This is a genomic window from Streptomyces sp. NPDC051636, from assembly GCF_044453765.1.
Taxonomy (GTDB): domain Bacteria; phylum Actinomycetota; class Actinomycetes; order Streptomycetales; family Streptomycetaceae; genus Streptomyces.
In genome coordinates this window covers 1-13,040 of the sequence record NZ_JBITDA010000030.1, presented here as the reverse complement: position 1 = coordinate 13,040, position 13,040 = coordinate 1, and the positions used below count along the sequence as shown (strand labels likewise).

The window sequence follows — 13,040 nt, the reverse complement described above, 5'->3', positions numbered from 1 at the left end:
GATCGATCGTGAATTCCTTCACGAATTCTGCGGGCGTGCGGACAATAAGACAAAGGGCCCTGCTGGGCAGGGCCCTTTGGGTGAAGCAGAGGGTGGGTGCAGGTTCAGGCGAGTGCGGTGGCAGGGGGTGTGGTCGGCCAGGTCATGCGGATCAACCCACCATGTTCCCCGGTGGTGACCTCCACATCGTCCACCAGGCCGCTGATGACAGCGAGGCCCATCTCGTCCTCCTCGGCCTCCACATCGGCGTCCGGGGCGGCTCCGCCGGCCGCGGCAGCGCCTGGGACCGCGTGCGGCGCCTCGTCGCCGACCTCGATGGAGAACTGTTTCTCCTCCTCGATCAGCGACACCTTCACCGGCGCCGTGATGCCGACGCTCTGGTGCAGTCCGACGGCACGGGAGCAGGCCTCACCCACGGCGAGCCGGACCTCGTCGAGTACGGCCTCGTCCACTCCGGCCCTGCGCGCCACCGCTGCCGCCACCAGCCGGGCGGTCCTGACGTGCTCGGGCAGCGCGCTGAAGCGGAGTTCAACGGTGGCCATGCATCCCCCTCGGAACTACGGGCGTGCGGTCGGGGGCCGGGCCGCCGAACCCGGGCCCCCTGATGAAATTCTTCCGCCCGGACGATCGACGCCCGGGACACGGGCCGACCGGACGACCGGGCCGCCGGTCGACGGCCGGGGTTCGCCTCGACGGCACGGGCCGGTCGGCAGCCGGGGTCGCCTCCGCCACCCCGGAGCTCGCCTCAGCGAGACCGGAGCGCGTCGGCGGCCCGGGATCGGTCGGTGACCGAGGTCAGCCGGGTGGCCCGAGTCAGTCGGTGGCCGCCACCGCTTCCTCGACCGAGGTGTGGATCGGGAACACCTTGGTGAGGCCGGTGATTCGGAAGATCTTCAGAATGCGCTCCTGGTTGCAGACCAGGCGCAGCGAGCCCTCATGGGCGCGCACCCGCTTGAGGCCGCCGACCAGCACGCCGAGACCGGTGGAGTCGAGGAAGTCCACGCCCTCCATGTCGACGACGAGGTGGAAATTCCCGTCGTTCACCAGCTCGACCAGCTGCTCGCGCAGCTTGGGCGCGGTATATACGTCGATTTCGCCACCGACCTCGACGACCGTACGATCGCCGACGGTACGGGTCGACAGGGACAGGTCCACGGATCCTCCAGCACCTTGCTATCGAGCGGTCGTCCCTTAGGCACCTCGGCTTGAAGCCCCTGGGACGTATCGCCAGCCGCGATGGCATTCAATCACTTACCGGCAGGCGTGCACGACGCCTTGGCTCCATTGTCCGTCACGCCAGTGACACACTCGGTGCCGATGGCCAAGAATCACCGATCCGATCGACCCCCGGCGCAGCCCGCATCCCGGTTCTCGCCGGGCACGGTCCTGGACCGGCTCGCCTCGGGACCGAGCCGGGCTTCGCGCATCACTCATACGGAGCACTTGCCCCCGCGCGCGGGTCGCCATGCCGTTTGGCCTGATCGAATTCGCTCGGAAGTGATCGCGGCCGTGCGGGCGTGCGGCATCGAGCATCCCTGGGCCCACCAGGCACTCGCCGCCGAGCACGCCCTGGACGGCGACTCGGTGGTCGTCGCCACGGGCACGGCCTCCGGCAAGTCCCTGGCCTACCTCGTCCCCGTCCTGTCCACCCTTCTGGACGGCGCCGAGGCGGCGAACGGCCGAGGGGCCACCGCCCTGTACCTGGCCCCCACCAAGGCCCTCGCGGCCGACCAGTGCCGCTCGGTGAAGGAACTTTCACAACCTCTGGGCACCGCGATTCGCCCGGCCGTGTACGACGGCGACACTCCGTTCGAGGAACGGGAATGGATCCGCCAGTACGCCAACTACGTCCTCACCAACCCCGACATGCTGCACCGCGGCATCCTGCCCTCCCACCCCCGCTGGGCCTCCTTCCTGAAGACGCTCAAGTACGTCGTCATCGACGAGTGCCACACCTACCGTGGGGTCTTCGGCTCCCACGTCGCCCAGGTCCTGCGCAGGCTGCGCCGCCTGTGCGCCCGCTACGGCGCGTCGCCGGTGTTCCTGCTGGCCTCCGCGACCGCCGCCGAGCCGTCCGTGGCCGCCCGCCGGCTCACCGGCCTGCCGGTGGTCGAGGTCGCCGACGACGCCTCCCCGCGCGGGGAGCTCGTCTTCGCCCTCTGGGAGCCCCCGCTGACCGAACTGCACGGCGAGAAGGGCGCCCCCGTCCGCCGTACCGCCACCGCCGAGACGGCCGACCTGCTCACCGACCTCACCGTCCAGGGCGTCCGCTCGGTCGCCTTCGTCCGCTCCCGGCGCGGCGCCGAGCTGATCTCGGTGATCGCCCAGGAACGCCTGGCCGAGGTGGACCGCTCCCTGGCCCGGCGTGTCGCCGCCTACCGCGGCGGCTACCTTCCCGAGGAGCGCCGCGCCCTGGAGCGCGCCCTGCACTCCGGCGAACTCCTGGGCCTGGCCGCCACCACGGCCCTTGAGCTCGGCGTGGATGTCTCCGGACTGGACGCCGTGGTGATCGCCGGGTACCCGGGCACGCGCGCGTCCCTGTGGCAGCAGGCGGGCCGGGCGGGCCGGTCCGGCCAGGGTGCCCTGGCGGTGCTGGTCGCCCGCGACGACCCGCTGGACACCTTCCTGGTCCATCATCCCGAGGCCCTGTTCGACCGGCCGGTGGAATCCACCGTCCTCGACCCCGACAACCCCTACGTCCTCGCCCCGCACCTGTGCGCGGCCGCCGCGGAGATCCCGCTGACGGAGGACGACCTCGAGCTGTTCGGCCCCGCCTGCGCGGAGCTGCTGCCGCAGCTGGAGGCCGCGAAGCTGCTGCGCCGCCGTACGAAGGCCTGGCACTGGACCCGCCGGGAACGGGCGGCCGACCTGACCGACATCCGCGGCGAGGGCGGCCGCCCGGTGCAGGTCGTCGAGGCCGCCACCGGACGCCTCCTCGGCACGGTGGACGCCTCCGCCGCGCACTCGACGGTGCACGAGGGCGCGGTGCACCTGCACCAGGGCCGTACGTACCTGGTGCGCGCCCTCGACCTGGAGGACTCCGTCGCCCTGGTCGAGCAGGCCGACCCGCCGTACTCGACGATCGCCCGCGACACGACGTCGATCTCCGTTCTGGAGACGGACATCGAGGTCCCCTGGGGCGCGGGACGGCTGTGCTACGGCTCGGTGGAGGTCACCAACCAGGTGGTCTCGTATCTGCGCCGGCGTGTCATCACCGGTGAAGTGCTGGGTGAGACGAAGCTCGACCTCCCTCCTCGTACGTTGCGTACGCGCGCGGTGTGGTGGACGGTTACCGAGGACCAGCTGGACGAGGCCCGGATCAGCCCGGAGATCCTCGGCGGCGCCCTGCACGCCGCCGAGCACGCCTCGATCGGCATGCTGCCGCTCTTCGCGACCTGCGACCGCTGGGACATCGGCGGCGTGTCGGTCCCGCTGCACCCCGACACGCTGCTGCCCACGGTCTTCGTGTACGACGGCCACCCCGGCGGCGCGGGCTTCGCGGAGCGCGCCTTCCACACCGCCCGCGAGTGGCTCACCGCCACCCGCGAGGCCATCGCCTCCTGCGAGTGCGACGCCGGCTGCCCGTCCTGCATCCAGTCCCCCAAGTGCGGCAACGGCAATGATCCGCTGCACAAGCGGGGGGCGGTGCGGCTGCTCACCGTGCTGTTGCGGGGGGCGCCACAGGAGAAGCCGGCCGAAGGGGGGACGGGAGACTCTGTGGAGGACCCGTCCCCGCCGGCTCCGCAGGACCCGCCCGCGATCTGACCTCCGCCGCGAACGGCCCCCGGCCCGACGCCGCCGTCACGTCCGACGTCTCGCCCACGATCGCGCACCGCACCAGCCGCGCCCCCTGGGCCCGCGCCACCCGGTCGGCCCTGGCACAGGCCGCCGTGGTGCCGTCGGCCCAGTGGTCCGCCGCGGCGAGCGCCGCGAGGTCGGCGCCGCCCGCCGCGCGGTGCCGGGCGACCACGGCCTGGCCCAGGGCGAGGACGACGGCGAAGACCACGCACAGCACGGCGATCGCGACGACGCTCCAGACGGTGGCGGATCCCCGGTCGGAGCGGCGGTCTGGGAAGCGGCCGCGGAAGGGACCCGGGAAGCGGCCTCTCATGGCCCCGCCCCCGCTCCCTGCCCTGCGGGCGAGGCCGTCGCCCCGGCGCCCACCGTCTCCTCCGCCGCGGCCACGGCCTCCTCCCGCACCTCGAAGGGCAGGCCGGTCAGCACCGGCGGCTTCGCCACGACCGTCACGCGCACGTGGTCTCCCTCGCGGGCGACGGTGACCCCGGCGCCGTGCGGTGCCGCCTCGCGGGTCACCGCCACGACGGCGTCGGGGGCGTCCTGGCGGGCCGCCGCCCGGGCGCCGGTGCGCGCGGCGTCCACACACTGGATCTGCGCGGCCACCACGAACAGCCCCCAGACCAGCGTCATGGTGAACGCCACCAGCACCGGTAGCACCACGGCGGCCTCCGCGGTCACGAACCCCCGGTCCGCCGCCCGTCCCCGGACGCGCTCACATCCGCGCACTGAGGGCTCGCTTCACGATGGCCTGCAGTTCCGCCCGGACCTGCCCGCTCGTCACGACCTCGTAGAGCAGCAAGGCGAACCCCACCGCCGCGACGATGCCCATGGCGTACTCCGAGGTGACCATGCCCGCGTCCCGGCCCCACCGGGCCCGCAGCCGTCGCCTTGCGTGCTTCAGTTTCCTGCTCATCCCAACCCCTGTCAGGTTCTGGTTCGTTGGTCTGTTCGTGCGACTACTTCCACTGGTCGCTCGTCTGATCGCTCGGCTGATCACTTCGCCGGTTTCATCCATTCGGCCGCCTCCGTCACCCACCACCTCCTGCCACCACTCCGCTCGCCAGCCCGATCACCACGGGCAGGACACCGACCACGATGAAGGCGGGCAGGAAGCACAGCCCCACCGGCGCGCTGACCAGGACGGCCGCCCGCCGGGCCCGCGCCGTCGCGCTCCGCGCCCAGTCCGCGCGCGCGTCCGCCGCGAGCCGGGCGACCGGCGCGGCCGCCGGGAGCCCCGACTCGTCCGCCCGCTCCAGCAGCCGGGCCAGGGCACCGGCGCCCGGCAGCAAGGCCAACCGGCGCCACGCGTCGGCCGGTTCGCCGCCCAGCCGCACCTCCGCAGCGCCCCGTGCGAGTCCCTCCCCGACGGGTCCACCGAGGGACTCTCCGACGGCCTGGGCGGCGACCACCGGTCCGGCCCCGGCCGCGATGCAGGCGGCCAGGAGGTCGGCGGCGAGAGGGAGTTGGCGGGCGGCCAGCGCGGCGTCGGACTGCGCCGTCCTGCCCGGGTCGTCCCCCTGCCGGCGCCGCCATCGCCACAGCCCCACGGCGGCGCCCAGACCCACCGCGACGCCGGTGACTCCGCCGACCAGCACCCACCCGGCGGCCACCACGCCGGTGAGGGGCAGCCACCGCCGCATGAGACCCCGTACCTCGACGGACGGCCGGGGTGCCGCGGCCTCCCGGGCCAGCAGTTCGGCCAGCCGGTGCCGCGCCCGGCGGTTGCGCCGGGCCACGTCGATGCGCCAGGCCGGCCATCCGAGAGCCAGGACCGCCGCGACGGTCATCCCCAGCCTGTGGACGACATCGGTGCTCATACCGCCTCCGCCCCGCGCACGATCCGCGCCGACCACCACAGCCCGGCGGCCTCCAGCAGCCCGCTGACCAGCAGACAGCCCAGCCCCGCCCCGGTGTGCAGCAGTACGTGCAGCGGGTCGGCACCCATGGCCGTACCGAGGAGGAGCCCCAGAACCGGCAGGGCGGCGAGCATCACCGTCGTGGCCCGCGCCCCCGCCAGCTGGGCACGCAGGTCGGCTCGTTGGTCCCGCTCGGCGCGCAGGGCCGCGTCGAGCCGGTCGAGGCCGGCCACGAGCCCGGCGCCCTGGTCCACGGCCACCCGCCAGCAGGCCGCGAGCCCCAGCAGCCCCTCGGCGCCCGGTAGCCGGGCCGCCCCGGCGAGCGCGCCCGGCACGTCCCCGCCGAACCTCGCCGCGGCGAGCACGGCCGCCTGGGCCTCACCGAGCCCGCCGGAGTCCCGCGCGGCGCACAACAGCGCCTCACCCGGCTGCCGTCCGGCACGCACCTCGCCCGCGAGCACCCCGCACAACGCGATCACCGCGTCCCCGCGCCGCTCACGTGCCCGCCGCGCCTCCCGGGCCAGCCGCAGCCGTCGCAGCACCGGCACCCCGGCCGCCCCCGCGACGACCGGAACGACCGAGGCGCCCAGCAGCGCCAGCACCAGCCCGGCGGCCAGCGACCACCACTCGCCCTCCAACCGGCCGCACAGGCGCCGCAGTTCACCGACGACCTGCGGGACGGAGGGCGGTCCGGTCCCCACCACCCCGCCGCCCGCGAGCAGCAGCCGCGCCCGCCGCGCCCCGCGGTGCCGCCCTCCGGTCAGCCACACCGCCGCGCCGACGCAGGCCAGGGCCGCACCCATCGACATCTGCGCCGTCGGCACAGCTCCCATCGACACCTCACCCATCGCACCGGCCTCCTTCACCGCTGTCGCCACTCGCCTCGCCACCGGCCTCACTCCGCAGCAGCCCCCGCAGCCGCTCCCACCCCCGCTCCCGCGCGAACGCCTCCGGGCCCCAGCGCAGCGCCGGCACCGTGCGCACCAGCCCCGAGGGATCCCGCTCCAGCACGTGCACCTCGGAGATGCGGCGCCGGCCGGTCCGGTCGCGCACCAGGTGCAGCACCACGGACAGCGCGGCCGCCAACTGGCTGTGCAGCGCGGCCCGGTCGAGCCCGGCGGCCGTGCCCAGCGCCTCCAGGCGGGCGGGGACGTCCGCCGCGGCGTTGGCGTGCACGGTGCCGCAGCCGCCCTCGTGGCCGGTGTTGAGCGCGGCCAGCAGGTGCACGACCTCGGGGCCCCGCACCTCGCCCACGACCAGCCGGTCGGGACGCATCCGCAGTGCCTGCCGCACCAGGTCCTCGAGGGTGACCAGGCCCGCGCCCTCCTGGTTGGCGGGTCTGGTCTCCAGCCGGACGACGTGCGGGTGGTCGGGGCGCAGCTCCGCGGAGTCCTCGGCGAGCACGATCCGCTCCTCCGGTCCGACCAGCCCGAGCAGTGCGCTCAGCAGGGTCGTCTTGCCGCTGCCCGTGCCGCCGCTGACGAGGAAGGACAGCCGCGCCCGCAGCAGTGCCCGCAGGATCCGGTCCCCGCCGGGCGGCACCGTGCCCGCGGCGACCAGTTCGCCCAGCGTGAACGCCCGGGGCCGTACCACCCGCAGGGAAAGGCAGGTGCAGCCGACGGCCACCGGGGGCAGCACCGCGTGCAGCCGGGTCCCGTCCAGCAAGCAGACCAAAACACACGTGCGATTCGCGGAGGAACCCGACATCATGGATCGAGTGATCACCACGGAGTACGACGGTTGCGGGCGGTGCCTGGTGGGTGTGCGCCGGCTCTCGCGGAAGTCAGACGCGTCTAACAGCCCTGAGAAGCAGTTAGAGCAGGTCCTCAAGGCCACAGAGGCTGTGGGTGGTCACGTCATCGCATGGGCGGATGACTGGGAAGTATCCGGCGCTACCGACCCCTTCACGAGGCCAGGACTTGGCCCCTGGCTCCGTGGCGAGGCTGGCCCTTACTCGGGCATCGTCGGAGCAGCAGTCGACCGGATCGGCCGCAATCAGCGAGACGTACTCAACACCGCGTACGCGATTCACGAGTCTGGCCGCCTGCTCGTCACCTACGGCCACGATGGCCCGTGGAACCTCGACGACACCAACGACGAGATGCGTCTTTCCATGGAGTCATTTGGCGCGCAAATGGAGTTGCGGGCCATCCAGAAGAGAAACCGCGAGGAGACCGTACGGGCTCGCGCCGCTGGGCAGCCCAAGCAAAAGAACCGCTACGGATATCGCTTCGTGCGCCTGACTCCGACCGGAAAGGTTGATCGCGTAGAAATCGACCCCATTCCGGCCAAGATTCTCCGGAAGGTCGCAGAAAGGATCTTGGCCGACGAAACCGGAACGATAACCGTGCACACGGAAGCCGGACGACTGAGCCGTGAGGGAATTCTGTCGCCGGCGGATTACCGCAACAAAGCCAACGGTCGTGAAGTAAAAGGAAGCCCATGGAGTACGGACACACTAAAGGAGTTGCTGACAGGAGAGGGATCTCTCGGTTACCTGATGCATAAAGGACGCCCCGTAATCGGACCTGACGGGCATCCTACGCGACTCGCTCCCCCTCTATGGGATCGCGCAACTCGCGATGCATTGATCAAGAAGACCACCCCCAAACAGGATAAGCCTCGAACTCCGAAAGGAACATACCTCCTTACAGGGATTACATTCTGCGGAAATTGCGGCGAGAAAGCCCACATTAGGAGGACCAAGCAAAGCATGCAGAAAAGTGCATACTGCTGCAATGCTCGTCTTCGCGGAGTGCCTGCCTCAAAGGATTGCAAGCCTGCGCCTGTAATTACTTGCGAGCGGCTCGACCAGGAGGTCACCAATTGGTTTCTTTCCAGGTACGGCAGCGGGCAGCTCATGAAGCGTCAATACGATCCTGGCACCGGGTACGCCGCTCGCATCGCAGGGCTAGAGGCGGACCGTAAGCGTCTCCGAGACGACCGGTCAGCAGGCCTGTACGACGCCGAAGACGACGCGGAATGGTACCGGCAGGAGTACGCACGAATGGGGCGGGAAATATCCGAATTGAAGAAGCTTCCTGAACGGCCAGCAAGCATGCGCTTGGTACCCACGGGAAAGACAGTCGCGGATGAATGGAATAACGCCAAGGATAACGTAGCCCGGCGCGAACTCTTGAATGGTTTTGAGGTACGCGTGGAGATTTTCCCCACGAGCGCTGAAAAACGCGTTCTGATTACAGGCGCCGACATCCGCTCTCAGGCCGCCTAGCGCCGCACAAGTGAGCCCCGGCAAGGATACGGACTTGCCGGGGCTCACTTGCAGCCTTAGAGCCTAAACGCCCGAAGCGGTCAATTGGATCGACGGCAGAACGTAGAGGATTGTCAAGCCCGTTCGCGTCTTGAATTCCACAGGCTCTAGCTTCAATTGGCAGGGCCTATAACGCAAATCACCATCGGCTGACACCTTGGCTATATCTTCAGGATTCCACATCTCAGACCTGAAGAAGAATTCTCCTATCGCGGTTTCTCCAGGCAGGGTGAAAGCTATTCCATCGCCGGTAACCTCCCTCACCAGGATCTCAACGGCAGGAGATTTGGTCAGCACTTCCCATCGGCCCTCCGGCAAATCCTTACTGCCCCTCACCTCACCGCCCAGTTTGCGAGAGGTTACCTGCGCTACGTCTCGACAACCTGTCGTCACGCGCCATGCGTGCAGTGCCTCTGTTCGACCATTGAATATGAGGTCCGAGTGGAAGTAACCTGCGTATTCCTTACGCAGCATAGTCCCACCCCTCACCAGTCAGTTCCCTTTTGATATCTCTCAGTGCTGCGATATCTTCGGCTATGCCGTATGCGATTTCTGCCTCTGCCGGCGAGTGTCCCGAGCCGACGTAGCGCCAGGCCGATTCCGTGACGGTCTCTCGGTCCTCCAGGGCGAGCACGCCGCCGCCCTGATAGTCCGCCCGCACTGCGCGCAGCGCCCCATAAGTGGTGGAGTACTGGCGTGATTTGGTGAGCACGTGGCCCCGGTAGCCGAGCGTGTGAGCCCAGGCCCGCAGGTTCAACGCCTCCAGCTCTGGCAGGCCGCCCAGACGCCAGCAGGTGGCCATGAGCGCCCGCAGGTGGGCATTCACAGGGGCAAGCCGGATGCTGTCGAAGTCCTGTATCCGGTAGTCGATGCCACCCGAGTCGCCGACGCTCTTGGAAACGTATTTCGCTACATAGGCCGCAACTGCGCTATCGGTCACGGCCGATTCCGTGAATGCGTCGCTGCGGATCGCGTGTACGTCGCGCTGTTTGCCCCACTTGATGACCCGCTCACCGGTGGCAGGGGAATACGGAGTGTGTACCTCGACTTGATCCGCAGCCGACCGCACGGCATCTGACAGCAAGTCAGTTGTAGCCCAGAGGGGCGGGGGCGACGAGGGACCGTCGGGCCCGTCGAGCCGGATCACCGCATGGAAGTGAACTGCGCCCCGATCCTGGTATTCGGCGACTTTGGCAAAGGAGAGGGTCAGGTGTTCGCGCAGGCGGGTTTGCGTGATTCCTGCCGTCGTCGCCAAATGCCGCCTGAGCATGTGGCAATAGCGATTCCATAGCTTGCCGGCCAAGGCGTGCCAGAGGACGTGTCCGGGGTAGTCGTAGCAGTCCCGGCACAAGGGTTGGCCCACTATCGGGTCAGCATCCGAGTGCCGTTGCCCGCAGCCCAGAGACCGCCCGTGTTCGCAGACTCCGCCGTCCCGACGAGGACGGCAGACCTGCCCGTCGCCAGCACGGTGCACAGCGCCGAACGAGGGAGCCGTCAGGGTGACGAAGAGCCGGGGGTGATGCCGAACGCCGTCCGTGACGCCCTTGCCGCCGAGCAGGCCGGAGCGGACCAGGTGGAAGGTGTCGCCCGCGTGCAGGTACGAGCAGGGCTCACAGCGCGTCTCGCGCCGGTTGCGGCACCGTACCGGCATCCGGCCGCCGGGTTCGTTGCTGGTGTCGTAGTGCCGCAACACTTCCCCCGTGACCGCATCACGGGTCGTAGTGTGCCCGGCAAGGTAGATCGGGTGAGCGCACCCGCCAATGGACTTGATCTGATCGAGCCAGCGCGAGAATCCGGGTTCATGCACGAGCCGGATAAGGTCACGCTCGGTAGAAGAAAGAAGGCGCAGACGCTCAGCCTCATTGAGAACTGAGCGCCGCGCCTCATCCGACATCACAGACATTCGGAGGCCCCCTTTCACGAGGAATAGGCGCGGCGTTCATGGATTGGCTCCGCCTTTGTCTCTACTCGGGCTATGGCTTCAGCTCTGCTTGATTATCTGTGAAGTGTGTTGTGTGTTTTGAGGGGCCCGTAGGCAGTGCGACACGACCGATGCCATCAGGGCCAGAGATAGGAGCGGTTCACCCAACCCCACCGTCCCTTGTTCGGTCCGCTGGTGACTTTGCCGTATCCCCAGTCGAATTTCTTGTTGCAGTACTCGGTGAAGTGCACGCCCTTATACAGGGTTCCGAGGGACTTGTATTTTGTTCCCGGACCACTGCGCAGGTTCACGGCCGTGGTGGTGTCCTCCTTCTGCGGGTAAGCCCATTCCCAGTCGCATGCCTTGGGAAGGGACGACACCGAAGCGCTCTGGGACGCTGCCGAAGCGGTCGGGGCAGCGACCAGGGCGCCTCCGATGAGAAGGGCGGTCGAGGCAGCGGCACCCACGATGCGCGTAGTGATGTTCATTCTTGTTCTCCTTCTTGATTCAGGGTTCGTCAGCCGAAAAAGAGGCTTCCGATGGCTTGGACGATTGACCACACGGGATATGAGAACGGCGTTCCTGCCAGCAGGAATCCGAACAGGGAAATCAGGGTTGCCTGATACCATTTAATTTCCCGTGACCGTGCGGTAAGGACCACGTACAGGAACAGGAATGAGTCGATGACCCATATATGTGTCTGTGTCATGTTGCTTCTCCTCCTTTCTCGAAGGTCACGGGGTCGGGCTGGGTCAGGAACGGGTCCGCCGGGGGGTCCATCCGGGCGATTCCGGCTGCATCGGCGGTCGTGACGAGGCGGGAGCGGGCGCGCATCCACCGGCCGCCCATGGCGACCACGGCCACGCCCTGTTCGTCCTCGGTGATGCTCAGGGCTGTGATAACGGCGTCCGGGTTGATGTCGCCCAAGGTCATCTCTGCTGACGCCTCGTCGTGCGCGCGGTGGGCGACGCGTCCGCCGAGCTGGGCCCGCAGCGCGGTGACGCGGGTGCCGATGTCGGAGCCGACCCGCTGTCCGGCGATGACCAGGTGAACGCCGAGCGCCGCGCCGAGCTGGGCGACCCGCAGCAGCAGCGTTCCGCACTGCTCCGCTTCGTCCTTCGAGGCCCGAGAGCCATCGGTGAGGTACAGCTCTGCCAGCTCATCCACGAGCACGACCAGGGGCACTGGCCGCTGTTCCTCGGGCAGTTCCCAGACGGACCGCTTGCCCCACGAGCGGCAACGGCTTATGCGTGCCTGAATCTCTTCCACCACGCCGGACAGCAGGTGAGCCGCCTGTGTCCGGTCGGTGGCGAGCGCCGAGAGGCGACCGCCGAACAGGCCCAGTTCCATGCCGCCCTTGCAGTCGATGCCGACCAGGGCGACCCGCTGAGGTGCCAGCGCAAGCACCAGCGCCGCTAGCAACGACGACTTCCCGGACTGTGTCGCCCCCGTGATCAGCCAGTGCGGCACGCGCCGCAGGTCGATCACCCACGGGTCGCCGTCCTCGATCCGGCCCACGTTGGCCGACAGCAGCTCCGCAGCCGGCGAACGGACCGACGCAAGGTCACCGGTCAACGGGTCCAGGGCCGTGACATGGATGAGGACCTGTCCCCGACGCGGGGAGGTGACCCGCACACGGTGCACGTGCCAGGCGTGTTCCATGGCACGGGCCGCCGTGAAGTAGGCCGCCGGGGTCTGCCCCGGATGTAGGAGCACCCGCAGCGTCAGCCCGGTTTTCGTCGGCACCGGCCAGGACAGCCGAGGAGGCTTGGGCCGCAGCGCCTGTCCCTGCACCACGAGATCACGGCCGACGATCCGGCGGTCCGGCGCAGTGCTCACCGACAACCCGTTGAGGTGGGTCAGTCGCCGCCAGGTCGTGAAGATCCGCAGCGCGGTGCCGGGGTAGCCGACCAGCCACCACCGCCACGGCCAGCGCCGCACCGGGATGCCCCGAGTCGCAAGACGCGGTTCCCACCAGCGCTGTGTCATCACGCCGACTAGGAGCAGCGCCGTCAGGACCCAGACCACCAGAGAGGCAGGCATCAGCCGTCCCCTTCCTTGGTCCGGGCGAGCACGAGCCGGGCGCGCATCATGGCCGCCTCGGCGTGACGTGCCGTCAGCCCCAGGAGGAAGCGAAGGGTGGCGATGTCATCGGACGTGGCGAGCAGCGCCTCAGCACCGGCCAGCGTCCGCA

At 69.4% G+C, this 13,040-nt stretch carries 14 protein-coding genes and 1 pseudogene; 2 read left to right on the top strand and 13 right to left on the bottom strand.

Annotation, left to right across the window (positions count from 1 at the left end; genetic code table 11):
- Positions 1–104 precede the first annotated feature (104 nt).
- Together ACIBBH_RS35490 and bldG are read right to left on the bottom strand one after the other, a co-directional pair.
- On the bottom strand, positions 105–542 hold the full coding sequence (locus ACIBBH_RS35490; protein ID WP_399411917.1) for an ATP-binding protein: 438 nt from the start codon (positions 540–542) through the stop codon (positions 105–107).
- 271 nt (positions 543–813) lie between these two features.
- Entirely contained in the window at positions 814–1,155 is a 342-nt protein-coding gene (gene bldG, locus ACIBBH_RS35485) for an anti-sigma factor antagonist BldG (RefSeq protein WP_010986038.1), read from the bottom strand.
- Positions 1,156–1,236: 81 nt separating this feature from the next.
- On the opposite strand from bldG, the gene ACIBBH_RS35480 reads away from it, so the two are divergent.
- The gene (locus ACIBBH_RS35480) at positions 1,237–3,765 is read left to right on the top strand and encodes a DEAD/DEAH box helicase (RefSeq protein ID WP_399411915.1); all 2,529 of its coding nucleotides are present in this window, start codon (positions 1,237–1,239) and stop codon (positions 3,763–3,765) included.
- Here the strand turns inward: ACIBBH_RS35480 and ACIBBH_RS35475 are convergent.
- The 6 genes and pseudogenes from ACIBBH_RS35475 to ACIBBH_RS35450 all read right to left on the bottom strand — a co-directional run.
- Entirely contained in the window at positions 3,656–4,111 is a 456-nt protein-coding gene (locus ACIBBH_RS35475; protein ID WP_399411913.1) for an Rv3654c family TadE-like protein, read from the bottom strand. The genes ACIBBH_RS35480 and ACIBBH_RS35475 overlap by 110 nt on opposite strands.
- A complete protein-coding gene (locus ACIBBH_RS35470; protein ID WP_399411911.1) occupies positions 4,108–4,476 on the bottom strand; it encodes a TadE family type IV pilus minor pilin in 369 nt (122 codons plus the stop codon). The genes ACIBBH_RS35475 and ACIBBH_RS35470 overlap by 4 nt, the downstream gene beginning before the upstream one ends.
- Before the next feature lie 34 nt (positions 4,477–4,510).
- Positions 4,511–4,711, bottom strand: a complete 201-nt coding sequence (locus ACIBBH_RS35465) for a DUF4244 domain-containing protein (RefSeq protein ID WP_399411909.1) — start codon at positions 4,709–4,711, stop codon at positions 4,511–4,513.
- 115 nt (positions 4,712–4,826) lie between these two features.
- Positions 4,827–5,615: a type II secretion system F family protein gene (locus ACIBBH_RS35460; protein WP_399411907.1), complete on the bottom strand. Its 789-nt coding sequence runs from the start codon at positions 5,613–5,615 to the stop codon at positions 4,827–4,829.
- Complete coding sequence (locus tag ACIBBH_RS35455; protein WP_399411905.1) at positions 5,612–6,502, bottom strand: type II secretion system F family protein; 891 nt, start codon at positions 6,500–6,502, stop codon at positions 5,612–5,614. Before ACIBBH_RS35455 ends, ACIBBH_RS35460 begins: the two co-directional genes overlap by 4 nt.
- A pseudogene (locus ACIBBH_RS35450) lies at positions 6,495–7,319 on the bottom strand (ATPase, T2SS/T4P/T4SS family); the annotation flags it as partial. The pseudogene ACIBBH_RS35450 and the gene ACIBBH_RS35455, both read right to left, overlap by 8 nt.
- Before the next feature lie 43 nt (positions 7,320–7,362).
- On the opposite strand from ACIBBH_RS35450, the gene ACIBBH_RS35445 reads away from it, so the two are divergent.
- Entirely contained in the window at positions 7,363–8,886 is a 1,524-nt protein-coding gene (locus ACIBBH_RS35445; RefSeq protein WP_399411903.1) for a recombinase family protein, read from the top strand.
- 63 nt (positions 8,887–8,949) lie between these two features.
- Here the strand turns inward: ACIBBH_RS35445 and ACIBBH_RS35440 are convergent, their stop codons facing one another.
- The 5 genes from ACIBBH_RS35440 to ACIBBH_RS35420 form a co-directional block, all read right to left on the bottom strand.
- The gene (locus ACIBBH_RS35440; RefSeq protein ID WP_399411901.1) at positions 8,950–9,399 is read right to left on the bottom strand and encodes a hypothetical protein; all 450 of its coding nucleotides are present in this window, start codon (positions 9,397–9,399) and stop codon (positions 8,950–8,952) included.
- Positions 9,389–10,828, bottom strand: a complete 1,440-nt coding sequence (locus ACIBBH_RS35435) for a replication initiator (RefSeq protein ID WP_399411899.1) — start codon at positions 10,826–10,828, stop codon at positions 9,389–9,391. Before ACIBBH_RS35435 ends, ACIBBH_RS35440 begins: the two co-directional genes overlap by 11 nt.
- 155 nt (positions 10,829–10,983) lie before the next feature.
- Positions 10,984–11,334: an SH3 domain-containing protein gene (locus tag ACIBBH_RS35430; protein WP_399411897.1), complete on the bottom strand. Its 351-nt coding sequence runs from the start codon at positions 11,332–11,334 to the stop codon at positions 10,984–10,986.
- A gap of 29 nt (positions 11,335–11,363) precedes the next feature.
- On the bottom strand, positions 11,364–11,555 hold the full coding sequence (locus tag ACIBBH_RS35425) for a hypothetical protein (RefSeq protein ID WP_399411895.1): 192 nt from the start codon (positions 11,553–11,555) through the stop codon (positions 11,364–11,366).
- Positions 11,552–12,889 carry an FtsK/SpoIIIE domain-containing protein gene (locus tag ACIBBH_RS35420; protein ID WP_399411893.1) on the bottom strand — a complete coding sequence of 446 codons (1,338 nt, stop codon included), beginning with the start codon at positions 12,887–12,889 and terminating at the stop codon, positions 11,552–11,554. The genes ACIBBH_RS35425 and ACIBBH_RS35420 overlap by 4 nt, the downstream gene beginning before the upstream one ends.
- Between the last annotated feature and the right edge of the window lie 151 nt (positions 12,890–13,040).